Below are 21,687 nucleotides of genomic sequence, written 5' to 3' on the forward strand. Positions count from 1 at the left end.
GCTCTGTCTCCCCTCAGATTTCGTCAGCGAAATGTTTCATGACCAGACGGATCGGGTTCGGAGCTGCCTGCCCCAGACCGCAGATCGAGGCGTCGCCCATGACCTGGCACAGGTCTTCCAGCAGGTCCTGATCCCATTTGTCAGCCTGCATCAGCTTGACCGCCTTTTCGCAACCAGCGCGGCAGGGTGTACACTGACCGCAACTTTCATCCTCGAAGAACCGCAGCATGTTCAGCGCCGCGTCGCGGGCCGTGTCCTGATCGGACAGAACCACCACGGCGGCAGAGCCGATGAAGGTGCCATGCGGTTGCAGCGTGTCAAAATCCAGCGGGATATCATCCATCGACGCGGGCAGCAGACCCGAGGATGGACCACCCGGCTGATACGCCTTGAAGGTCTGGCCCTCGGCCATGCCCCCGGCAGCGTCGATCACATCCAGAATGGTCGAGCCCGCAGGCAGCAGGTACACACCCGGCTTTGCCACACGGCCCGAGACCGAATAGCTGCGCAGGCCCTTACGCCCGTTCTTTTCGGTGCTGTTGAGGCACTCCGGTCCCTCGCGGCACACCTTAGTGACCCAATACAGCGTCTCGACATTATGCACCAAGGTCGGGCGGTTAAAGACCCCAACCTGCGCCACAAACGGAGGACGGTGACGCGGCAGGCCCTTTTTGCCCTCAATCGACTCGATCATCGCGGATTCTTCACCGCAGATATAGGCACCGGCACCCCGGCGCAGGTCGATATATCCAGGTTCAACGATCCCGGCCTGTTCCAGCGCGGCAATCTCGCGCCGTAGAATTTCCAGCACCGCCGGATATTCGTCGCGCATGTAGATGAAGCAGGTTTCCGCCTCGACGGCCCATGCGGCGATCAACATCCCTTCGAGGAAGACATGCGGCGTGCGCTCCAGATAGTAACGGTCCTTGAACGTGCCCGGTTCGCCCTCGTCCCCGTTCACGGCCAGATAACGCGGGCCTTCGTTCATGCGAACGAATCCCCATTTCTTGCCGGACGGGAAGCCAGCGCCGCCCAGACCGCGCAGGCCCGAGGACAGGACGTCTTCCTGCACTTTCTCCCAATCGCCGCTGTCGCGCAACTCTGCCAGCTTGGCGTAGCCGCCGTTGGCTTCATACGCAGCAAAGGCTTCATAGTCAGGCAGATGCGCGTGCGTATCACCCGCAGCAATCGCGGCCTGCACCTTTTCGGGGGTCGCGTGATCGATGTGGTTGTGACCGATCTCAAGCACCGGAGCCGTGTCGCAGCGACCCATACAGGGCGCACGAACAACGCGGACCTCGGACGGGTCCAGACCGTCCTCAAGCGCTTGTTGCAGCTGTTGGGCACCAGCCATTTCGCAGGACAGGGAATCACAGACACGGATCGTTAACGCAGGCGGCGGTGTCTCGCCCTCTTTGACCACGTCGAAATGGGCGTAGAATGTGGCAGTCTCGTAGATCTCGGCCTGACCGACCCGCATCTCAACCGCCAAGGCGGCGATGTGGTCGGCGCTGATATGGCCGTGTTCGTCCTGAATCAGGTGCAGGAATTCGATCAGCAAATCGCGGCGGCGCGGGCGGTCGCCCAGCAGACGTGCAATTTCCGCCTGCGCCTCATCCGTGAACTGACGGCCCTTGGGCGTATGCCGCCCCTTGCCTTTACCTGACTTCCAGACGCCCTTGGGTGCGCCTGATGGCTTGGTATCTAATGGTGCCATGATGCCCTCCGATTGAGGCTCCGTGTCTCATCAGAATAGCATATCGTCAAATCGCATATCGCAATCGCACGATAACGACAGTTTATCACCGCAAAGACGTCACCACCGCGCGCAGGGCCTCGACCGTGGGCAGTTCAGGATCACGTGATAGCGTCGCCAGGCAAATCGGTTTGCTGACAACAGGATCGACCAGAGGCAGCACCCTGGTGCCCTTCAGATCGCCCAGCGCCCGCACCAGAACGCGGGGAACAACCGTTGCCGCCAACCCTTCGCGCGCCATGACCATCGAGGCGGTAAACCCGCTTGTTTCCGCCACCACCTGCGGGTGCAGGCCCTGTTCGGCAAAGATACGGTCCAGAATACGGCGGTTCTGCATCTGTGGTTCCAGCAGGCTGATCGGAAAATCAGCGACCCGCGCCCATGGAATCGGGCCATTTTCCGCAGTCATATGGGCCGGGATCAACAGCACATAGGTCTCTTCGTACAATGGCTGAACCTGCCGCAGATCAGTCCCGATGCTGTCGCCATAGGTGATGCCTGCATCCAGACTGCCTTCGTCCAGACGGTGCTGGATCGCGGTTGCAGACATCGTCTCAATCCGGGTGACAATGCGAGGATGCGCATCGCGCAGCCGCTTGGTCAATCGGCCGGTAAAGGCGATAGCGGTGGGAATCACACCGAGGATCAGCGTCCCCGTGATCTCACCTTTCGAGGCCAACACCTGCTGTTCCAGCGCCTTGGTGTCATCAAGTATGCGCCGCGCGCGCTGGACGATCATCTCGCCCTCTTCGGTCAGCCCCTGAAACCGGTTCGCGCGGCGCACGATTGAAACACCCAGCCGGTCTTCGAGATTGCGGATACGCATGGAAAATGCAGGCTGCGATATCCCACACTCCTCAGCCGCCTTGGCAAAATGCCGATGCCGCGCCAAGGCGCTGAGCAGTTGGAGGTCGCGGATTTCGATCATTTATAGTACCCCACATCAGGCCGAGCCCCAGATTAGTGAGATTTGATCGCGAGAAAAGTGTGCTTGAGTTCGCGTCGGACAACTCGCTTAGATGATACTCAGCCCAAGCAGGCGAAAGAACTATAAGGACAAAGCTATTTCCTTCAATTGGCGTCCTCGACTTGCTCTTTGAGTTCCTGCAAAAATTCGTTCCGCTCTTGTTCAGAAAACTCGTCCAGATTTAGATGGAAGTAACCCCAGCAAGTCGGAATGGAATATCTCAGTGTTGTCGGATCATCCGGCTCAAGCACCAATCCCAAAACAACATTGGCACCAGTTTCAAATCCAAAAACACTAAGAGCTTCGGGGTCTGCGCCCACTTCATCCTCTGGAAACTCCGTTTCGAAGCACGTCTGGACAAAGAAATGCTCTGGGCCAGTCCCAAATAGGTACTGAGCATCCGCGTAGCTAGCATTCCAACACGACCCAGATTCGGAATTTTCGATCTCAAACAGCTTGAGACTGGCTGTCGCCAACAAAATGTTCTGCGAGGAAATGTCATCATAAGCGAAATCTGGATCCGGCGTGCAGGCCAGAGCATTTGTGCTGACCGAGAAAGCCAGAAAAATGGCGCTTTTGAAAATATCACTCATCGAAGGATGATAGCACCTGTCGTGCTCCCAAATTTCAGAAAGCTTTTCCCAGCAAGTCCAGAGAGCACCCGTGTTCGCCTATATCACAACGGTATCGCTACCGACCGTATGAGGCCACACTGGCCTATCACGTATTAAACAAAAAGTGCATCACATCGCCGTCCTTGACGATGTACCCCTTGCCCTCGGCCCGCATCTTGCCCGCCTCTTTCGCGCCCTGCTCGCCGTTGGCGGCGATATAGTCGTCATAGGCGATGGTCTCGGCGCGGATGAAGCCTTTTTCGAAATCGCCGTGGATCACCCCAGCGGCCTGCGGGGCGGCGGTGCCGGTGCGGATGGTCCAGGCGCGGGCCTCTTTGGGGCCAACGGTGAAATAGGTTTCCAGTTTCAGCAGGTCGTAACCGGCGCGGATCAGGCGGTCGAGGCCCGGTTCTTCCAGACCCATTTCCTCAAGGAACATCTGCGCCTCGTCCGCTTCCAGCAGGCTGATCTCTTCCTCGATCTTGGCGCTGATGATGACGTGGGAATTGCCTTGCGCCGCGGCCATTTCGGCCACGCGGGTCGAGTACTCATTGCCCTCGGCGGCCTCTTCCTCGGACACGTTGCAGACGTACAGCACCGGCTTGGTGGTCAGCAATTGCAGCATCTTCCACGCCTTGGCGTCCTCATCGGATACTTCGACCAGACGCGCGGGCTTACCGTTTTCCAGCATGGCCTGCGCCTCGGCCAGCAAACGCTCCTGTTGCTGCGCCTCTTTGTCGTTGCCTTTCAGCTTGCGCACCAAGTTGGCGCGACGTTTTTCGATGCTTTCCAGATCGGCCAGCATCAACTCGGTCTCGATGGTGTCGGCGTCGGCCACCGGATCGACGCGACCATCCACATGGGTCACATCGCCGTCCTCAAAACAGCGCAGCACATGTGCAATCGCGTCAGTCTCGCGGATATTGGCCAGAAACTGGTTGCCCAACCCCTCGCCTTTCGAGGCCCCTTTCACCAGACCTGCGATATCCACAAAGGTCATCCGCGTCGGGATGATCTGTTTCGAACTGGCAATCGCAGCCAATTTGTCCAGCCGGTCGTCAGGCACGGCCACATCGCCCACATTGGGTTCGATGGTACAGAACGGGAAATTCGCCGCTTGCGCAGCAGCGGTTTTGGTCAGCGCGTTAAAGAGGGTCGACTTGCCCACATTCGGCAGACCCACAATTCCCATCTTAAAGCCCATCACGGCCTCCTGCATGCCATTTGCGCGCTGCTTCTATGCAGGTCCGACGGAATGCGCAAGGCACCGCGCCGATTGTCCCAATTTGGACCAATTGGCAACACACACGAATTGTCACGCAATTGTGCGCTTGCGCTCATTGAAAGGTCAAAATTAGATTCAAAAATTAACGTGTAGAAACAATTTAATAGTGAACGTCAGTTATGAAACTTCTCTACATCGCCACCGCGCTGTGTTTAACCACCCCGGTTGTACACGCGCAGTCTTTGATCTTAGGGGCCGGCTTTTCAGATTTTTCCGACCCGTTGGCCAGTGATGAGGCAGTCGTCTCTCTTGAATACCATCACCGCCCATTTCACCAAGCTACGCGCTTTTCGGCGGGATGGGGTGGCGCGATTACAGTGGACGCCGCCGCCGATCTGCATATCGGCATTGGGCTGGTCGGTGTCTATTCCTTTTCCGAACGCTGGTTTGTCGAAGGCAGTGTAATGCCAGGGTATTTTTCTGATGGAGATGCGCTGAACGATCTTGGCGGCGAATTCCAAATAAGAAGCCTGTTGGGACTGGGATATACCTTTGATAATGGAAACAGCTTGTCGCTGGCGATCACCCACAAATCAAATGCCAGCACCGAGAATTTCAACCCCGGCGTAAACTCGGCTTTGCTGAGATACCATTTTGCATTCTGACGCTGCATAGCCGAACCGGGATTGATTTTCGGCCAAAGTTTCTGCACATCGGGTCGAAACCTGTATGCAAGGATCCAAAATGACCCGTATCGACGCCAAATTCGCTGAGCTCAAGGATCAGGGCAAAAAGGCATTTGTTGCCTATGTCATGGCGGGGGATCCTGATTATGAAACCTCGCTGGAATTGGTGCGAGGGTTGCCCGGCGCGGGTGTCGACGTGATCGAACTTGGCCTGCCGTTCACCGATCCAATGGCTGACGGCCCCACCATACAGGCCGCCGGACAACGGGCACTGGATGGCGGAATGACCTTGCAACGGACCCTGGATCTGGCGCGCGCATTTCGCGAGAGCGACGACACCACGCCGATTGTATTGATGGGGTACTATAACCCGATCTACAGCCGGGGAGTTGATGCGTTCCTGGCCGACGCCCAAGACGCCGGAATTGATGGTTTGATTGTCGTCGACCTGCCCCCGGAGGAAGATGCCGAGCTGTGCCTGCCCGCGCAGGCGGCGGGTCTGAATTTCATCCGTCTGGCAACGCCTACGACCGACGACACCCGGCTGCCGCGCGTGCTGCAGAACACATCCGGCTTTGTCTACTACGTCTCGATCACCGGCATCACTGGCGCTGCCGAAGCGCAGGCCACCGATGTTGGCCCCGAAGTCGCTCGGATCAAAGCCGCGACTGACCTGCCCGTCATCGTCGGATTCGGCATCAACACGCCAGAAAAATCGCGCGCCATTGCAAGCGTAGCGGACGGGGCCGTGGTGGGGTCTGCCATCGTCAGCCAGATTGGCGCCGGAAAACCTGTGCCCGAGGTTCTGGACTTTGTGAAATCTCTGGCCGACGGCGCTCATAACGCCTGATCAAAACATTGGACTTCACGCATATTGCGGGTTGCTGGCATCAAAGGTGAGGCGCAGCAGACGTTGCGCCGCCTTATCGCTATTGGTAGGAAAAACAATCCGATACCTCACAGGTCCCTGCCATGCCCGTCATTACCAATATCGAAGACCTCAAGCGGATCTACGAACGCCGCGTGCCACGCATGTTCTTCGACTACACGGAAAGCGGCAGTTGGACCGAACAGACCTTTCGCGAGAACACGTCGGACTTTGAGGATATCCGCCTGCGCCAGCGGGTTGCCGTGGACATGTCGGGGCGCTCGACCGCATCACAGATGATCGGCGAAGACGTCGCCATGCCAGTTGCGTTAGCTCCGGTCGGGCTGACCGGGATGCAGCATGCGGATGGCGAGATCAAAGCGGCCAAGGCTGCCGAGGCCTTTGGCGTTCCCTTCACGCTGTCGACCATGTCGATCAACTCGATCGAAGATGTCGCCGAAGCGACCCACAAACCCTTCTGGTTTCAACTCTACACAATGAAGGACGAGGATTACGTTGCGCGCCTGATCCAGCGCGCAAAAGATGCAGAATGCTCGGCGCTTGTCATCACGCTTGATCTGCAAATCCTGGGTCAGCGCCACAAGGATCTGAAGAACGGCCTCTCCGCGCCTCCGAAGCTGACGCCTAAGACGATTGCCAACCTGATGACGAAATGGGCCTGGGGCATCGAGATGCTGGGGGCCAAACGCCGCGAATTCGGCAATATCGTGGGCCATGTCGACACGATCACTGACACGCAGTCACTGGGCACCTGGACCGCAGAACAGTTTGACCCCAGCCTGGATTGGAACAAGGTCGAGAAATTGATGGCGCAATGGGGTGGCAAAGTCATCCTCAAAGGCATCCTCGACGCTGATGACGCCAGAATGGCCGCAAAACTGGGGGCCGATGCCATCATCGTATCGAACCATGGCGGACGACAACTGGATGGCGCGCTGAGCTCAATTCGCGTGCTACCCGAAATCATGGATGCGGTTGGTGGAGATCTAGAAGTGCATCTGGACAGCGGCATTCGTTCTGGCCAGGACGTCCTGAAGGCGCTCGCCCTGGGCGCCAAGGGTACTTTCATTGGCCGCGCTTTCATCTACGGGCTAGGTGCCATGGGTCAGAGGGGCGTGACAACCGCGCTGGAGGTTATTCAAAGGGAACTCGACACCACCATGGCGCTGTGCGGTGAGCGCAAAGTTGGCGATCTGGGTCGTCATAATCTGTTGGTCCCCGAAGATTTCGGCGGGCGTTGGCAGGGCTGACGGACGATTGAGGGGGCTCTGCCCCCGCCGCAGCAAGCTGCGACTCCCCCGAGGTATTTTCAAACAGAAGAAGCGAGGGAAGCGGAGCATTCTTCTTCTGTTCAAAAATACCTCGGAGCGCGAGGCAGAGCCTCGCAAAATACCTCTTTCCAAACCCTATGAATCGAGATAAGGACGCGGCTTCACGCGGGCATACAGCCTTGGAGGATGCCCGCCCTAACATTGGAGAATTATCATGGCTGGAGAGATTCCTGATCTCGTAGCTCTGGAACGGACGGGGACAGGCAAGGGCGCCGCTCGTCAGGCACGCCGCGACGGCATGGTTCCGGGCATTGTATTTGGTGGTGACAAAGACCCGCTGCCGATTCAGATCCCGTTCAACGTTCTGTTCAAAAGCCTGAAAGCAGGTCGGTTCAAGTCGACCCTGTGGAATCTGAAGGTTGAAGGCCACGAAGACGTCCGCGTCATCTGCCGCGACGTTCAGCGTGACGTTGTCAAAGACCTGCCGACCCACCTGGACCTGATGCGCCTGCGCCGGACCACCAAGATCGCGCTGTACATCCCCGTTGAGTTCATCAACGAAGATGAAGCACCCGGCATCAAGAAGGGAGGCGTTCTGACTGTTGTCCGCCCCGAAGTTGAATTGATGTGCACCGCCGGCGACATTCCCGAAAAGATCACCGTTGATCTGACCGGAATGGAAATCAACGACGTTGTCACCATTTCCTCGGTTGATCTGCCCGCAGGCACCAAGCCGACCATCGACCGTGACTTCGTTATCGCCAACGTTTCGGCACCGACCGGATTGTCGACCAGCGACGATGAAGAAGGTGACGAAGAAGAGGTCGCCGCAGACGAAGTTGAAGTCGTCGGCAAGGAAGACGCCGCAGAAGAATAAGTCCGGGCCTTTCTCGGAATTTGAAACGGGCTTCCTTCGGAGGCCCGTTTTCTTTTGGTCGGCACGGGGTGGAAACCCGAGGCCAATTCGTGCCATCAACCAAAGGCACTGTCTGTGTGAAATTCAAAGGGCGCCGCAATGAAGCTGTTTGTCGGATTGGGAAATCCCGGATCAAAATATGCCCGCAACCGGCACAATATCGGTTTCATGGCATTGGACCGCATTGCCGCAGATCACGGCTTTGGCCCTTGGAAATCCAAGTTTCAGGCCGAAATTTCCGAAGGTCGTCTGGGGCGTGAAAAGGTCCTGTTGGTGAAGCCGCAGACCTTTATGAACCGGTCAGGTCAGTCCGTGGGTGAAGCGATGCGGTTTTACAAACTGGACTCGACCGACGTCACCGTTTTCCATGATGAGCTTGACCTTGCCCCAGGCAAGGTGCGCGTCAAAGCGGGCGGAGGCCACGCCGGCCACAATGGGCTGCGCTCGATCCACGAGCATATCAGCCCGGCCTATGACCGGGTTCGGCTGGGTATCGGACACCCGGGTCGGAAAGAGATGGTCTCTCCTTATGTTCTGAGCGATTTCGCCAAGGCGGACGCCGATTGGCTTGAGGATGTGCTGCGTGGTGTCTCGGATGGGGCAGCGTTTCTGGCTGACGATGAAGGCGGCAAGTTCATGAACGCCGTCGCCCTGCGTACCGCCCCGGCACGGTCATCCAAGACCCCGGCAATGCCTGCCGCCGAACCGCAACCAATAGAACCCGCTGAACCCGCCCCGGACGATCGTTCGCCTATGCAAAAATTGTTGGACAAATTCCGGTAGTGAAATCGTCCGTGCCGCAACGTTCCGGATTGCGATATGAGTCTGGCCCCGGTCCTATGAAACGTGCGTAAGGGAGGAAACGCATGAGAACCCTATTCAGGTGGATGCTGCGCATCCTGCTGACCCTGATTTTGGCTGCGCTTGTCGTCGGATTTTGGAAACGGGAAGAAATTCAGCGCCTGTTGGCTGTTAACTCTCTGTTTTCCGAAGACAAGATCGTTCACAATTTCTCGCATATGGATGACGCATTTCTGACGGTCGATCTGCCGCGCGGTAATGGCCCGACATGGGAACTGCCATATGGTCAAGGCTTTGACCTGCCCGAGGGGACGGATCAGTGGATCGAGGAACGCACTGTCACGTCTCTGCTGGTGATGCAGAATGGGCAAATTCGGTTCGAAGAATATTATCTGGGAACCGCGCCCGAGGATCGGCGGATTTCGTGGTCGGTTGCCAAAAGCTATCTGTCGGCCCTGTTCGGCATCCTGCTGACCGAAGGCGCGATAGGCTCGCTGGATGATCCGGTTATCAAGTACGCACCAAAACTCGCGGGCAGTGCCTATGATGGCACCACGATCCGCAATGTCCTGAACATGGCCAGCGGCGTCACCTTTGATGAGGATTATTTTGACTACAACTCGGACATCAATCGCATGGGGCGCGTAATTGCCTTGGGCGGAGAGCTGGACGACTTTGCCGCTTCGCTGGCAGGCAGCTTTGCGACCCCCGGCGAGGTCTGGCAATACGTGTCCATCGACACACATGTGATCGGTATGGTGATCCGGGGCGCAACTGGGCGCAGCGTACCGGAACTGATGGACGAACGTATCATCAAGCCGCTGGGGTTGGAACGCGATGGGTATTATCTGACCGATGGCGCAGGCGTTGCCTTTGTTCTGGCCGGGCTGAACTTCACGACACGCGATTTTGCACGGTTTGGGCAGATGATCCTGCAGAATGGTGTGCGGGACGGCGAACAGATCGTGCCTGCCAACTGGATCGCAGAATCGACCTGGCCCAGTGCGCCGACCGAAACCGGCAAAATGGGGTATGGTTACCAATGGTGGATTCCCAAGAACGCGCATGAGGGCGAGTTCCTGGCGCGTGGCGTCTACGGGCAATACATCTATTTCGACCAGCCGCGCGGTGTTCTGATCGTGTCTACCGCGGCCGACCGCCAGTTTCGCGAGCCGGGCGTAAACGACGCAAACATAGAAATGTTCCGCAAGATCGCGCAAAGCCTGTAGTATGCCCACATGCAAAAGCAAGACAGCATCAACGTGTTGGGCGGCGTCCTAGCCCCCTGCTCTCGCAAGCCGCTAACCGGGTTTTTCCGTGACGGTGCGTGTAACACCTGCCCCGAGGATCAGGGCAGCCATACGGTCTGCGCTGTGATGACGGCAGAGTTTCTGGCCTATTCCAAATATGTGGGCAATGACCTCAGCACGCCGCGCCCCGAGTTTGACTTTCCGGGCCTGAAACCCGGCGACAGCTGGTGTCTGTGCGCCGCGCGGTTTCTGCAGGCCCACGACGAAGGATGCGCGCCGAAGGTTCATCTTGAAGCAACGCATCAGCGGGCGCTGGAGATTGTGACGCTGGACGTCCTGAAGATGAATGAAGCCGATACCTGATACTTAAACCGCAACGGCGCGAAACCCTCGTGACGTGCGCGACGGCGGGCCGGTTGGGAAGCTATGTTGCGATTGCAACTGCCAGCCCGTTTCTGCCAGCATCCCGGCCACCGTTTCCGGGCGAAAGGTGCGATGCCGCCATTGAAACCAGATGATCGCATTGCACCAATGTGGCTTGCTGACCACCAGCCAAAGCGCCGCGTCGGGTTCGGCCAGCGAACGCATTTGGCGCAGGGCTGAAACCGGGTCCGGGCAATGTTCCAGAACATGGGCGGCAAGCATGCAGTCGAATGGGTGCGACGAAGCAAACTCCTGCAACCGGGTTTGAGCAAGTTCGACAGTCGCGCCACGTTTGGTCAAAGCTCTGTGTGCTTGTCGGAGCATCTTCTCTGACGGCTCCAACAGCGTTACGTGGCCTTCGGGGCGTATCACTGCGCGGGCTTCGGCGAATGCGCCGGTGCCACAGCCAACATCCAGGGCATTTTCGCCCAACTCGGCCTGCGGATCCGCAGACAGAAACCCCAGATACGCGTCGAAATACCCAAGCAGCCGCATTTTATCGGCCCAGCCGGGTGCGGCGGCATCGTATTTCTGGTCAAGCTCGGCGGCAGCAGAGAGGTTGCGCATGACACGCAACCTGACACAGTTCTTGCAAGCCGCCTAGCCCGGGATCAATCTGCCGAACGGCCCTCGGTATCCGACATGTCAAAGTTCAGATATTTGGCAACCGTTTGAACATCCTTGTCACCCCGCCCGCACATGTTCATGCAGATCAGGTGATCTTTGGGCAGATCGGGCGCGATCTTCATCACATGGGCCAGCGCGTGGCAAGGTTCCAGTGCCGGGATAATACCCTCGGTCGAACAGCACAGCTGGAACGCCTCTAGCGCCTCTTTATCGGTGATCGAGACATATTGCGCGCGGCCCACATCGTTCAGCCACGAATGCTCGGGACCAATGCCGGGATAGTCCAGACCGGCCGAGATCGAATACCCTTCCAGAATCTGCCCGTCATCGTCCTGCAGCAGATAAGTGCGATTGCCATGCAGCACGCCGGGACGACCACCGGTCAGCGACGCACAGTGCTCCATCTTCTCGTTCACACCTTTTCCGCCCGCTTCGACGCCGATGATGTTGACCGATTTGTCATCGAGGAACGGGTAGAACAAGCCCATCGCGTTCGATCCTCCACCGATCGCGGCAATGATCGTATCAGGCAGGCGACCCTCGGCCTTATGCATCTGTTCCTTGGCTTCTTTGCCGATGATCGACTGAAAATCACGCACCATCGCCGGGTAAGGATGCGGACCGGCCACCGTGCCGATGCAATAGAAGGTGTCGCGCACATTGGTGACCCAATCGCGCAACGCGTCATTCATCGCGTCTTTCAGCGTGCCTCTGCCGCTTGTCACCGGTATCACCTCGGCCCCCAGCAGCCGCATACGGAACACGTTCGGAGCCTGACGCTGTACGTCATGCGCGCCCATGTAGACGATGCATTTCAGACCAAACTTGGCGCAGACCGTGGCCGTGGCCACACCGTGCTGCCCTGCCCCGGTTTCGGCAATGATCCGGGTCTTGCCCATACGACGCGCCAGAATGATCTGGCCGAGCACGTTGTTGATCTTGTGCGCGCCGGTATGGTTCAGCTCATCGCGCTTGAGGTAGATCTTGGCCCCGCCCAGATGCTCGGTCAGACGTTCTGCGTAATACAACGGAGAGGGGCGGCCAACGTAGTTGGCCCACAGATCGTCCATCTCGGCCCAGAAACTCGGGTCATCCTTGGCCTTTTCGTATTCCTCTTCCAGAGACAGGATCAGCGGCATCAGTGTTTCACTGACAAACCGTCCGCCGAAAATGCCAAACCGTCCCTGTTCGTCAGGGCCGGACATGAAGGAATTGAAAAGATCGTTGGCCATGGCTGTCTCCGTCATCTTACCCGTTGTTCATAGGAGGTGGCGCCGGGATTTGCCATCGCAAAACGCATCATTCCGCAGCCTCACGCTGCTGTCTCCAAACCTCCAGCGCCTGATCGCGGGTTGGAACCGCGATGCAGTCGAAATGACAGAACCTGTTGATGTTTGCCAGCCGGGGTGCGGCTTGAACCACATGTCGGTGCGGTCCGGAATGGGCAAAGGTCAGCATCGCCTCGATATCCTGCCAGACCGTAAAGGAAAAATAGAGGCCCCGATGCGGAAACACCTCGGCATGAAGACAAAGCGGATCGCTCCGCGCTTGCTTCAACGCCTGACCTGCGCGCCAGAAAAACTCTGGCGCATTGTACCAGTGCTTCAACGAAACACCGCCAATCGCTGCGAGCATGACTATTCCTCTCCCACCAGAGATACGCGGGCGGTGGAAGGTCAGATCACTTGGCGGCGGCGATAAAGTCCCGGATTTTCTGGACGTGCTTGACACCGGGCGCGGATTCCACACCAGACGAAACGTCGACCTGTCGTGCGCCCGTCATCCGCACCGCCTCGGAGACGTTTTCCGGCGTCAGGCCACCAGCCAGCATCCACGGGCGGCGCCAGTATTTGCGCCCAGCAAGCAGGCGCCAGTCGAATGACAAACCGTTGCCGCCAGGCAGTTCAGAGTTGCGGGGTGGCTTGGCATCGATCAGCAACTGGTCCGCAACTTCGGAATAGAGGTCGATGGCCTCCAAATCCTCAGCCTCGGCGACGCCGATGGCCTTCATCACCGGCAAGCCGAACCTTTGTCGAACTTCCGAAACCCGATCAGGAGTTTCTTTTCCATGCAATTGAAACATGTCCAGTGGTACATTTCCGACAATTCGGTCCAGGTCTTCGTCCGAGGCGTTCACGGTCAGCGCCACTTTGGCGACACCAGCTGGCACGATATGCGCCAGTTCCAAAGCCGCCGCCACTTCAAGATGGCGGGGCGATTTTGGAAAGAACACAAACCCCACATAGCGCGCGCCAGCGTCCACCGCTGCGCGTACATGGTCAGCGGCGGTCAGACCGCAAATTTTGACTGCAATGTCACCGGACATGAGCGCGTCTCAGCTTGCCTCATCCAGCAGGGCCAGCACATCATCCTGACCCACATTCTGCTTTTTCTTGAGCTTCTTGACCTCGCGCTCAAGCTTACGCACCTCGCTTTTCTTAACGGTGGCGTCTTTGCGGTGCTTGTGCTCGCGCAGCCATTCCCACAGGAACCCGATAACCAGTCCGGCAACGACACCGCCCAGCACCACAAGAAACAGCGGAAGCGATGTGGACAGGTTGAAACCAATCAGTTCGGCCAACGCATCCGGCATCAGTTTCAGTTCCACGATCTGGCGATTTGCCAGAGAAATGGAAACCAGAACGATCCCAAGGATCGCAAGAAAGGCATAGCGAATATAGCGCATCATAAGGTCAGGCTTTACCGTTCAAACGGTCCCTTAGCAACTTGCCGGTCTTGAAGAACGGCACACATTTTTCTTCTACCTGCACAGTTTCACCGGTTCTGGGATTGCGGCCTACGCGGGCATCACGCTTTTTCACAGAGAACGCCCCAAACCCACGCAATTCGACCCGGTCGCCGCGTGACATGGCGTCGGTGACCTCTTCGAAGACGGTGTTGACGATCCGTTCGACGTCCCGCTGATAAAGATGCGGATTTTCGTCAGCGATTTTCTGAATCAATTCTGAACGGATCATGCGCGTTACCCTCCCAGGCGGCCGGTTACCATCTCTATTGTTCTGGACAGTATAGGAAAAAACCGGGTTCGGGGGAACGTAGACTCTGTGCGTAGTTTCAGAATTTTCCGGCAATCTCACGCGATTTTTGGCCTGCGCGCTCGATTCTCACACGTATTGAGCGAACCAGTGCCGGTCAAACCCGGAAAATCAGAACATGTTGATTCGCAACAAAAACAGCCCCGCGCGGGTGCGCGGGGCTGAAAAGTCATCAATGGCTTGCGCCCTGGATCAGTCGCCGGATTTCAGCGCTGCACCCAGAATATCGCCCAGCGATGCGCCCGAGTCCGACGAACCGTACTGTTCCACGGCCTCTTTCTCTTCGGCGATCTCGCGTGCCTTGATCGACAGGCCCAGACGGCGGGTCTTGCTGTCAACGTTGGTGACGCGAACGTCGACCTTGTCACCGACCGAGAAACGCTCGGGGCGCTGTTCGGCACGGTCACGGCTCAGGTCGGAACGACGGATGAACGACTTCATGCCTTCGTACTCGACCTCGATGCCGCCATCTTCGATTGCGGTCACTTCAACGGTCACGATCGAGCCACGCTTCACGCCGCCCACGGCTTCGGCGAACTTGTCACCGCCCAGGGCTTTGATCGACAGCGAAATACGCTCTTTTTCGACGTCAACTTCCGAGACAACGGCCGAAACCATGTCGCCTTTGCGGTAGTTCTGGATCGCATCCTCGCCACGCTCGTCCCAGGACAGGTCCGACAGGTGAACCATGCCGTCGATGTCGCCTTCGAGGCCAATGAACAGACCGAATTCGGTGATGTTCTTGACTTCGCCTTCGACCTCGGTGCCCTCGGGGTGTGTTTCTGCAAACACTTCCCACGGGTTGCGCTGAGTCTGCTTCAGGCCCAGAGATACGCGACGCTTGGCGCCGTCGATTTCCAGAACCATGACGTCGACTTCCTGGCTGGTCGAAACGATCTTGCCGGGGTGGACGTTTTTCTTGGTCCAGGACATCTCGGACACGTGCACCAGACCTTCGACACCGGCTTCCAGCTCGACGAACGCGCCGTAGTCGGTGATGTTGGTGACGCGACCCTGATGGACCGAGCCCAGCGGGTACTTGGCAGCAACCAGATCCCACGGATCTTCCTGCAGCTGCTTCATGCCCAGGCTGATGCGGTGGGTCTCTTTGTTGATCTTAATGACCTGAACCTTGATGGTTTCGCCGATCGTCAGGATCTCGGACGGGTGGTTTACACGACGCCATGCCATGTCGGTGACATGCAGCAGGCCGTCAACGCCGCCCAGATCAACGAATGCACCGTATTCGGTGATGTTCTTGACGACACCCTCGACGGTCTGACCTTCGGACAGGTTGCCGATAACTTCGGCGCGCTGTTCGGCACGCGATTCTTCCAGGATTGCGCGACGCGAAACAACAATGTTGCCACGGCGGCGGTCCATTTTCAGGATCTGGAACGGCTGCTTCAGACCCATCAGCGGGCCAGCGTCGCGTACAGGGCGTACGTCAACTTGCGAGCCGGGCAGGAACGCAACTGCGCCACCCAGATCGACGGTGAAGCCACCTTTGACGCGACCAAAGATTGCACCTTCGACGCGCTGGTCGTCGGCATATGCTTTTTCCAGACGGTCCCAAGCCTCTTCGCGGCGGGCCATCTCGCGCGAGATGACGGCTTCGCCACGGGCGTTTTCTGCGGCGCGCAGGTATACTTCGACCTCGTCACCTACAGCGATTTCAGGGGCTTCGCCAGGATTTGCGAATTCTTTCAGATCAACGCGGCCTTCCATTTTGTAGCCTACGTCGATGATGGCTTGGCCGGCTTCGATCGCCAGAACCTTGCCTTTGACAACAGAACCCTCTTCGGGTGTGTCCATTTCGAAGCTTTCATTCAGGAGGGCTTCGAATTCCTCCATGGATGCGTTAGCCATGTGGCGTTGTTTTCCTTTACAGTACGTTTTTGCTGGCCGAACGGTTGTCTCCGCCGGTCTTGTTTCATGATGCCTGACTGCGTGACCCGGAACGCGCCTGAGCAAACAAACACAAAGGGCCGAGGTAACCCGGCCCTGCTCAGATACGTCATCCGGACGTTGACCGCCCTTGTTCAGACAGCGCGCGTATAAGCGGATTTCCTGTCAGGCGCAAGCAGAAAGCCAATTTCTTAAGGGTATCGGCAAGCGCTTATCCGTTTGGGTAGGGACTCGCAGTCCAAACCCGCGCGTCCATTTGCAGCATCGCTTGTTCGATTTCATCAAGGCGTGAGATCGCCGCATCAGGGTTGAGCCGCCCACCAGCGCGGCTCCAGACCTTCAGTGCCGATTCCGGGCTCCAGGGCAAACAGGCCGAGGCCAACCAAACTCGCAGGTCTCCCGGCAACGCATCGAATGCCTGCATCCGCGACCCGCCCCGGCGGCGAGTCTTCATCGACGTTCGAAGATTCCGCCGCGATTTACTTTCAGACATGGCAGTCCTGATCCGTCATGGGTAAGGCCGGTCTGTTCATTGAAGCATGCGAACCGGATTAGCCGTTGGTTTTCACAATACGTTATTTCATAACATACCAAAAATCATGAACAAGCCCTCTTTCACGTCGTGTCACCGCATGACTGATCAGGTCAGATATCGTCGCCTTTTTTCAGAAGTTCGTCGATCAAGGCACGTTGCAGATCATTGCTGTCGCCGCCCCCGAACTGCATACCTCCACCGGAATACAGGGTTCCGTAGGTCAGCGCGATGTTTACGGTCTGCGCCAGCCCCGAGATCAGCTGATCCCTTTCCAGCGAGGACAGAGGGTGGATGAAAACGGACCACAGCGTGCCATTGGCGATTGCATATCGTGCATCCAGCGCATCGTCGAAATTCGCCTGCATCATGCGATGCAGATCCTGCGCTGTCAGGCCATCAACCCCGCGAATTGCTACCATCGCCCGCATCCGGTCCGCGGCCTCATCTGCGATCACCAGAACTGGCACGTCGCCGAGCGTCAGTTCAAAACCCGGCCCGTTTGGCTGTGCTTCGGGATCAAGCGCGAACAGGATCTTGCCTAACCGCTCGTAATCCATCCGCGGTTCAGCCTCCTGAGCGGACAGGCTTGAGGCCAGAAAAAACAGTGCGATGACAAGTCGGATCATGATCACTCTCCTCCGGACGTTACCCTGACCATAGGGATCGGTCGTCGCACAGGCCAAACAAAGCTTGGTGATCAGTGATGCACTACCGTTCGGCGGGCAGAGCACGTTCGATCAGGGTAACCGCCTGGGCCAGCGCCTGATCAATGCTGAGGTCCGAGGTGTCCAGCAATATCGCATCGTCGGCCGGTTTCATCGGAGCGGTGCTGCGTTCGGCGTCACGTGCATCGCGTTCGCGCACATCAGCCAGAACCTGCGCGCGCGAAACGTCATCTCCCTTCGAGGCCAATTCAAGAAAACGGCGCTCGGCGCGCACTTCGGCGCTGGCGGTCACATAGAGCTTGACCTCCGCCCGGGGGCAAATGACCGTCCCGATATCGCGGCCGTCCAGAACAGCCCCACCTGCGCGGCGCGCAAAAGCGCGTTGGAAATCGACCAATGCTGCCCGCACCTCCGGGATCACAGCAACTTTCGAGGCGGCCTGCGCGATGTCTGCGGTACGCAGATCGCCCTGCTCCAACTCGTCGGCGGTCAGCGCATGCGCAGCCGCCACCGCGTCGGTGCCGTCCAGCGTGCGTCGCCCGACCGCACGATAAAGCAGGCCGGTATCCAGATGCGCAAATCCGAAATGCGCGGCAACTCCTTTCGAGATCGTGCCTTTCCCCGCAGCCGCGGGTCCGTCTATGGCGACGGTAAAGCTCATGCCCGGGCGACCTTTGCGCCCAAGCCTGCCATTAACGGCTCGAAGATCGGGAAAGACGTGGCAATCGGTCCGCCGTCATCCACCGAAACCGCCGATTTCGCGCCCATGCCCATCACCATGAACGACATGGCGATGCGGTGGTCCAAAAAGCTCTCGCAAGTGCCGCCGCCAGGGACGTTGCCGATGCCCAGACCGTCAACCGACCACCAATCATCTCCTTCGTCCACGGTCACACCGTTTGCGCGCAAGCCACGAGCCATCGCGTCGATGCGGTCGCTTTCCTTGACCCGCAATTCCTTCACGCCCGTCATCAGTGTCGTCCCGGTTGCATTCGCCGCAACGACGGACAGAACCGGGTATTCGTCGATCATCGAGGCGGCACGTTCAGGCGGAACCTTGATACCCTTCATATCGGGAGAATAGCGCGCGCGCAGATCGGCCACCGGCTCACCGCCCTCTTCGCGCTCGTTTTCATAGGTCAAATCGGCCCCCATCTCGCGCAATGTCGTAAATAGACCTGCACGGGTGGGGTTCAGGCCGATGCCGGGAACCAGCACATCCGAACCCGGTGTGATCAGTGCAGCGCAAACCGGGAACGCCGCGCTGGAGGGATCGCGCGGTACTGCGATCACCTGAGGTTTCAACTCCGGCCGTCCGGTCAGCGTGATAACCCGACCTTCGTCGGTGTCCTCAACGGTGATTTCAGCGCCAAACCCCGCCAGCATCCTTTCGGAATGGTCGCGGGTCGCCTCTTTTTCGATAACGACGGTTTTGCCGGGCGCATTGAGGCCCGCCAGCAGCACCGCCGATTTCACCTGAGCCGACGGCACCGGCACCTCGTATCGCACGGGCACCGGGTCAGCTGCACCAACGATGGTCATCGGCAAACGCCCACCTTCTCGGCCGACCGCCCGCGTGCCGAACAAGGCCAGCGGGTCGGTGACCCGCGCCATCGGGCGTTTATTCAGGCTGGCATCTCCGGTAAAAGTTGCCGCGATCGGCGATGTCGCCATCGCGCCCATGATCAGGCGCACGCCCGTGCCCGAGTTGCCGCAGTCGATGACCTGATCGGGCTCGGCGAACCCGCCGACCCCAACTCCGTGTACGGTCCATTCACCGTCGCCATGATCCGTGACCTCGGCCCCAAAGGCGCGCATCGCCTTGGCGGTGTCCAGAACATCCTCGCCTTCCAGCAGACTCGAAATCCTGGTTTCTCCGACAGCCATCGCGCCCAGGATCAGCGACCGGTGCGAGATCGACTTGTCCCCCGGCACCTCAGCCGTTCCGGTCAGCGGGCCGCAAGGATGCGAGGTCATCGGGATGGGCGTGCCGTGTCCGGACATGGGGGCTCCTGTTTTCGCTATCAGTACTCAGGCCGATTAGCGAATTGGCGCCGGTTGGTCCAGCGGCAATCAGCCTTTGCGGCGGAAGGTCAGGTAATGCGGTGTACGACCTTCGCGCAGAGCCTTCTGTTCATAGCGGGTGGAAATCCAATCCTGCCACGGCTTGCGCCAATCTGCGGGACGCTCGGCGAGCCATTCAAACCCGGCGCGCGGAACTTCTTCCAACGTTTGCCGAACGTAATCGGGTATGTCGGTGGCGACCCGGAAGATCGAGCCCGGTTTCAGCGCGCGAGCTAGGGGTTCCAGATGCTCGGGCGTCACGAATCGGCGGCGATGGTGTCGTGTTTTGGGCCAAGGGTCAGGATAGAGCAGAAACGCGCGTGAGATGCTGGCCTCGGGCAATACGTCGAACAGGTCGCGCGCATCACCTGGATGCACGGCCAGATTATCAACCCCGGCTTTGCGGATTTTCCCAAGCAACATGGCAACGCCGTTGATATAGGGCTCGGCCCCGATGATGCCGATATCGGGGTTATGCGCGGCCTGGTGCACCAGATGCTCGCCGCCGCCAAAGCCGACCTCAAGCCAGACATCCTTGCCACCGAACAAAGTGCCAAGGTCAAGCGGTTTGCGCTCGGGGTTGCGGTCCCAATCGACGTCGCCGGGCGAAAGCGCGCCAAGATCTTCGTTCAGATATGCCTTCTGGCTCTGCTTCAGGGCTTTGCCTTTGAAACGGCCGTAGAAGTTTCTGCGTGGGCGCTGTGGGGTCTGGGTGCTCATGGCGGTGCCCATACTGCGATGCGCGCGGTGAGGCAAGTGGTGGAGGTGGGGGCCAGCCCCCACACCCCCGGAGTATTTTCAAAAAGATGAAGAGCGCACCCGTCAGGGTGCACAATTTAACAATCGATCAGACTGCGGCCTTGAGCGCAGCTGCAAGATCGGTGCGTTCCCAGCTGAATCCGCCATCCGCATCCGGTTCGCGGCCAAAGTGGCCATAGGCGGCGGTACGCTGGTAGATCGGCTTGTTCAGTTGCAGATGCTCGCGAATGCCGCGCGGCGTCAGGTCCATGACCTGGCCAACAGCCTTTTCAATCACGGCGTCGGCAATCTGGCCTGTTCCATGCGTGTCGGCGTAGATCGACAGCGGCTTGGACACGCCAATCGCATAGCTCAGCTGGATCGTGCAGCGTTCGGCCATGCCTGCGGCCACTACGTTCTTGGCGAGATAACGCGCGGCATAGGCAGCCGAGCGGTCTACTTTGGTCGGGTCTTTGCCCGAGAACGCACCGCCGCCATGGGGCGCGGCACCGCCATAGGTATCCACGATGATCTTTCGTCCGGTCAGACCGGCATCGCCATCGGGACCGCCAATCACGAATTTGCCTGTGGGATTCACGTGCCACTCGGTTTCGGCCGACAGCCAGCCATCTGGCAGGGTTTCGGTGATATAGGGCTCGACAATGGCGCGAATGTCGTCCGAGCTCAGCGATTCGTCCAGATGCTGCGTCGACAGCACGATCGAGCTGACGCCAACCGGCTTGCCATCGCGGTAAATGACCGACAGTTGAGACTTTGCGTCGGGCCCCAACGCAGGTTCCGAGCCGTCTTTACGCACCTCGGCCAAGCGCCGAAGAATGGCATGCGAATACTGGATCGGCGCGGGCATCAACGCGGGCGTTTCCGTGGTGGCGTACCCGAACATGATGCCCTGGTCGCCCGCGCCCTCATCTTTGTCCGCTGCCGCATCGACGCCCTGTGCGATATGGGCGGACTGTTCGTGCAGCAGGTTCGTCACCTCGACCGTTTCGTGGTGAAACTTGTCCTGCTCATAGCCGATGTCCTTGATGCAGGCGCGCGCAATCTCGTCGATGCGGCCCATGTAATCATGCAGTTTTTCCTGATCAGACAGACCTACTTCGCCACCAATGACAACACGATCGGTCGTTGCAAAGGTTTCGCACGCCACGCGCGCTTCGGGTTCTTCATTCAGAAAAGCATCGAGTACGGCATCGGAAATCCGGTCGCAGACCTTATCCGGGTGCCCTTCGGAAACGGACTCCGAAGTAAATGTGTAGTTCTGTCGGGACATGAAAG

24 protein-coding genes are annotated in these 21,687 nt (G+C 58.5%); 7 read left to right on the forward strand and 17 right to left on the reverse strand.

What is annotated here, in order from left to right; genetic code table 11:
* Positions 1–13: 13 nt before the first annotated feature.
* The 4 genes from ACR0LX_RS08940 to ychF all read right to left on the reverse strand — a co-directional run bounded on the left by ACR0LX_RS08940 (position 14) and on the right by ychF (position 4,541).
* Positions 14–1,717 carry an NAD(P)H-dependent oxidoreductase subunit E gene (locus ACR0LX_RS08940; RefSeq protein ID WP_480783391.1) on the reverse strand — a complete coding sequence of 568 codons (1,704 nt, stop codon included), beginning with the start codon at positions 1,715–1,717 and terminating at the stop codon, positions 14–16.
* Between the two features lie 85 nt (positions 1,718–1,802).
* A complete protein-coding gene (locus ACR0LX_RS08945; protein ID WP_480571855.1) occupies positions 1,803–2,684 on the reverse strand; it encodes a LysR family transcriptional regulator in 882 nt (293 codons plus the stop codon).
* Between the two features lie 143 nt (positions 2,685–2,827).
* Entirely contained in the window at positions 2,828–3,316 is a 489-nt protein-coding gene (locus ACR0LX_RS08950; RefSeq protein WP_480783392.1) for a hypothetical protein, read from the reverse strand.
* A gap of 127 nt (positions 3,317–3,443) precedes the next feature.
* Positions 3,444–4,541, reverse strand: coding sequence for a redox-regulated ATPase YchF (gene ychF, locus ACR0LX_RS08955; protein ID WP_480783393.1), 1,098 nt, complete (start codon positions 4,539–4,541; stop codon positions 3,444–3,446).
* Between the two features lie 200 nt (positions 4,542–4,741).
* On the opposite strand from ychF, the gene ACR0LX_RS08960 reads away from it, so the two are divergent.
* The 7 genes from ACR0LX_RS08960 (at position 4,742) to ACR0LX_RS08990 (ending at position 10,738) form a co-directional block, all read left to right on the forward strand.
* Positions 4,742–5,227: an acyloxyacyl hydrolase gene (locus tag ACR0LX_RS08960; RefSeq protein ID WP_480783394.1), complete on the forward strand. Its 486-nt coding sequence runs from the start codon at positions 4,742–4,744 to the stop codon at positions 5,225–5,227.
* 79 nt (positions 5,228–5,306) lie between these two features.
* Positions 5,307–6,098, forward strand: coding sequence for a tryptophan synthase subunit alpha (gene trpA / locus ACR0LX_RS08965; RefSeq protein WP_480783395.1), 792 nt, complete (start codon positions 5,307–5,309; stop codon positions 6,096–6,098).
* A gap of 122 nt (positions 6,099–6,220) precedes the next feature.
* The gene (locus ACR0LX_RS08970; protein WP_480783396.1) at positions 6,221–7,387 is read left to right on the forward strand and encodes an alpha-hydroxy acid oxidase; all 1,167 of its coding nucleotides are present in this window, start codon (positions 6,221–6,223) and stop codon (positions 7,385–7,387) included.
* Between the two features lie 235 nt (positions 7,388–7,622).
* Entirely contained in the window at positions 7,623–8,285 is a 663-nt protein-coding gene (locus ACR0LX_RS08975; RefSeq protein WP_480783397.1) for a 50S ribosomal protein L25/general stress protein Ctc, read from the forward strand.
* A 138-nt stretch (positions 8,286–8,423) separates the two neighbouring features.
* Positions 8,424–9,107, forward strand: a complete 684-nt coding sequence (pth, locus tag ACR0LX_RS08980; protein ID WP_480783398.1) for an aminoacyl-tRNA hydrolase — start codon at positions 8,424–8,426, stop codon at positions 9,105–9,107.
* Positions 9,108–9,190: 83 nt separating this feature from the next.
* Complete coding sequence (locus ACR0LX_RS08985) at positions 9,191–10,354, forward strand: serine hydrolase domain-containing protein (RefSeq protein ID WP_480783399.1); 1,164 nt, start codon at positions 9,191–9,193, stop codon at positions 10,352–10,354.
* Between the two features lie 9 nt (positions 10,355–10,363).
* Positions 10,364–10,738: a DUF2237 family protein gene (locus ACR0LX_RS08990; RefSeq protein ID WP_480571827.1), complete on the forward strand. Its 375-nt coding sequence runs from the start codon at positions 10,364–10,366 to the stop codon at positions 10,736–10,738.
* 3 nt (positions 10,739–10,741) lie between these two features.
* Here ACR0LX_RS08990 and ACR0LX_RS08995 read toward each other — a convergent pair whose 3' ends face one another.
* The 13 genes from ACR0LX_RS08995 to metK form a co-directional block, all read right to left on the reverse strand.
* Positions 10,742–11,365 carry a class I SAM-dependent methyltransferase gene (locus tag ACR0LX_RS08995; protein ID WP_480783400.1) on the reverse strand — a complete coding sequence of 208 codons (624 nt, stop codon included), beginning with the start codon at positions 11,363–11,365 and terminating at the stop codon, positions 10,742–10,744.
* Positions 11,366–11,409: 44 nt separating this feature from the next.
* Positions 11,410–12,657, reverse strand: a complete 1,248-nt coding sequence (gene trpB / locus ACR0LX_RS09000) for a tryptophan synthase subunit beta (protein WP_480783401.1) — start codon at positions 12,655–12,657, stop codon at positions 11,410–11,412.
* Positions 12,658–12,724: 67 nt separating this feature from the next.
* Complete coding sequence (locus ACR0LX_RS09005; RefSeq protein WP_480783402.1) at positions 12,725–13,060, reverse strand: hypothetical protein; 336 nt, start codon at positions 13,058–13,060, stop codon at positions 12,725–12,727.
* Positions 13,061–13,106: 46 nt separating this feature from the next.
* A complete protein-coding gene (locus tag ACR0LX_RS09010; RefSeq protein ID WP_480783403.1) occupies positions 13,107–13,751 on the reverse strand; it encodes a phosphoribosylanthranilate isomerase in 645 nt (214 codons plus the stop codon).
* A 9-nt stretch (positions 13,752–13,760) separates the two neighbouring features.
* Entirely contained in the window at positions 13,761–14,111 is a 351-nt protein-coding gene (locus ACR0LX_RS09015) for a lipopolysaccharide assembly protein LapA domain-containing protein (protein WP_480571813.1), read from the reverse strand.
* A gap of 7 nt (positions 14,112–14,118) precedes the next feature.
* Positions 14,119–14,403, reverse strand: coding sequence for an integration host factor subunit beta (gene ihfB, locus ACR0LX_RS09020; protein WP_008758048.1), 285 nt, complete (start codon positions 14,401–14,403; stop codon positions 14,119–14,121).
* Between the two features lie 270 nt (positions 14,404–14,673).
* On the reverse strand, positions 14,674–16,350 hold the full coding sequence (gene rpsA, locus ACR0LX_RS09025; protein ID WP_010438032.1) for a 30S ribosomal protein S1: 1,677 nt from the start codon (positions 16,348–16,350) through the stop codon (positions 14,674–14,676).
* A gap of 250 nt (positions 16,351–16,600) precedes the next feature.
* Positions 16,601–16,882 carry a DUF6525 family protein gene (locus ACR0LX_RS09030; protein WP_480783404.1) on the reverse strand — a complete coding sequence of 94 codons (282 nt, stop codon included), beginning with the start codon at positions 16,880–16,882 and terminating at the stop codon, positions 16,601–16,603.
* Between the two features lie 152 nt (positions 16,883–17,034).
* Positions 17,035–17,550, reverse strand: a complete 516-nt coding sequence (locus ACR0LX_RS09035; protein WP_480783405.1) for a hypothetical protein — start codon at positions 17,548–17,550, stop codon at positions 17,035–17,037.
* Positions 17,551–17,632: 82 nt separating this feature from the next.
* Positions 17,633–18,250, reverse strand: coding sequence for a (d)CMP kinase (locus tag ACR0LX_RS09040; RefSeq protein ID WP_480783406.1), 618 nt, complete (start codon positions 18,248–18,250; stop codon positions 17,633–17,635).
* Positions 18,247–19,593 (reverse strand): 3-phosphoshikimate 1-carboxyvinyltransferase, encoded by a 1,347-nt coding sequence (gene aroA / locus ACR0LX_RS09045; protein ID WP_480783407.1) that lies wholly within the window; start codon positions 19,591–19,593, stop codon positions 18,247–18,249. Before aroA ends, ACR0LX_RS09040 begins: the two co-directional genes overlap by 4 nt.
* Positions 19,594–19,662: 69 nt before the next feature.
* Complete coding sequence (gene trmB / locus ACR0LX_RS09050; protein ID WP_480783408.1) at positions 19,663–20,373, reverse strand: tRNA (guanine(46)-N(7))-methyltransferase TrmB; 711 nt, start codon at positions 20,371–20,373, stop codon at positions 19,663–19,665.
* A 127-nt stretch (positions 20,374–20,500) separates the two neighbouring features.
* Positions 20,501–21,682, reverse strand: a complete 1,182-nt coding sequence (gene metK / locus ACR0LX_RS09055) for a methionine adenosyltransferase (protein ID WP_480783409.1) — start codon at positions 21,680–21,682, stop codon at positions 20,501–20,503.
* Positions 21,683–21,687 lie beyond the last annotated feature (5 nt).

The sequence above is a fragment of the Ruegeria sp. CH11 genome (assembly GCF_056537105.1).

Excerpts from the sequence above, each read along its gene's own strand:
- ychF (WP_480783393.1), bottom strand. The coding sequence starts at position 4,541 with ATGGGCTTTAAGATGGGAATTGTGGGTCTGCCGAATGTGGGCAAGTCG.
- ACR0LX_RS08995 (WP_480783400.1), bottom strand. The coding sequence starts at position 11,365 with ATGCGCAACCTCTCTGCTGCCGCCGAGCTTGACCAGAAATACGATGCC.
- ihfB (WP_008758048.1), bottom strand. The coding sequence starts at position 14,403 with ATGATCCGTTCAGAATTGATTCAGAAAATCGCTGACGAAAATCCGCAT.
- aroA (WP_480783407.1), bottom strand. The coding sequence starts at position 19,593 with ATGTCCGGACACGGCACGCCCATCCCGATGACCTCGCATCCTTGCGGC.
- pth (WP_480783398.1), top strand. The coding sequence starts at position 8,424 with ATGAAGCTGTTTGTCGGATTGGGAAATCCCGGATCAAAATATGCCCGC.
- ACR0LX_RS09005 (WP_480783402.1), bottom strand. The coding sequence starts at position 13,060 with ATGCTCGCAGCGATTGGCGGTGTTTCGTTGAAGCACTGGTACAATGCG.
- ACR0LX_RS08940 (WP_480783391.1), bottom strand. The coding sequence starts at position 1,717 with ATGGCACCATTAGATACCAAGCCATCAGGCGCACCCAAGGGCGTCTGG.
- ACR0LX_RS08975 (WP_480783397.1), top strand. The coding sequence starts at position 7,623 with ATGGCTGGAGAGATTCCTGATCTCGTAGCTCTGGAACGGACGGGGACA.
- ACR0LX_RS09010 (WP_480783403.1), bottom strand. The coding sequence starts at position 13,751 with ATGTCCGGTGACATTGCAGTCAAAATTTGCGGTCTGACCGCCGCTGAC.
- trmB (WP_480783408.1), bottom strand. The coding sequence starts at position 20,373 with ATGAGCACCCAGACCCCACAGCGCCCACGCAGAAACTTCTACGGCCGT.
- ACR0LX_RS08960 (WP_480783394.1), top strand. The coding sequence starts at position 4,742 with ATGAAACTTCTCTACATCGCCACCGCGCTGTGTTTAACCACCCCGGTT.
- trpA (WP_480783395.1), top strand. The coding sequence starts at position 5,307 with ATGACCCGTATCGACGCCAAATTCGCTGAGCTCAAGGATCAGGGCAAA.
- ACR0LX_RS09035 (WP_480783405.1), bottom strand. The coding sequence starts at position 17,550 with ATGATCCGACTTGTCATCGCACTGTTTTTTCTGGCCTCAAGCCTGTCC.
- ACR0LX_RS08950 (WP_480783392.1), bottom strand. The coding sequence starts at position 3,316 with ATGAGTGATATTTTCAAAAGCGCCATTTTTCTGGCTTTCTCGGTCAGC.
- rpsA (WP_010438032.1), bottom strand. The coding sequence starts at position 16,350 with ATGGCTAACGCATCCATGGAGGAATTCGAAGCCCTCCTGAATGAAAGC.
- ACR0LX_RS09030 (WP_480783404.1), bottom strand. The coding sequence starts at position 16,882 with ATGTCTGAAAGTAAATCGCGGCGGAATCTTCGAACGTCGATGAAGACT.
- ACR0LX_RS08945 (WP_480571855.1), bottom strand. The coding sequence starts at position 2,684 with ATGATCGAAATCCGCGACCTCCAACTGCTCAGCGCCTTGGCGCGGCAT.
- ACR0LX_RS08985 (WP_480783399.1), top strand. The coding sequence starts at position 9,191 with ATGAGAACCCTATTCAGGTGGATGCTGCGCATCCTGCTGACCCTGATT.
- ACR0LX_RS08970 (WP_480783396.1), top strand. The coding sequence starts at position 6,221 with ATGCCCGTCATTACCAATATCGAAGACCTCAAGCGGATCTACGAACGC.
- metK (WP_480783409.1), bottom strand. The coding sequence starts at position 21,682 with ATGTCCCGACAGAACTACACATTTACTTCGGAGTCCGTTTCCGAAGGG.
- trpB (WP_480783401.1), bottom strand. The coding sequence starts at position 12,657 with ATGGCCAACGATCTTTTCAATTCCTTCATGTCCGGCCCTGACGAACAG.
- ACR0LX_RS09040 (WP_480783406.1), bottom strand. The coding sequence starts at position 18,250 with ATGAGCTTTACCGTCGCCATAGACGGACCCGCGGCTGCGGGGAAAGGC.
- ACR0LX_RS08990 (WP_480571827.1), top strand. The coding sequence starts at position 10,364 with ATGCAAAAGCAAGACAGCATCAACGTGTTGGGCGGCGTCCTAGCCCCC.
- ACR0LX_RS09015 (WP_480571813.1), bottom strand. The coding sequence starts at position 14,111 with ATGCGCTATATTCGCTATGCCTTTCTTGCGATCCTTGGGATCGTTCTG.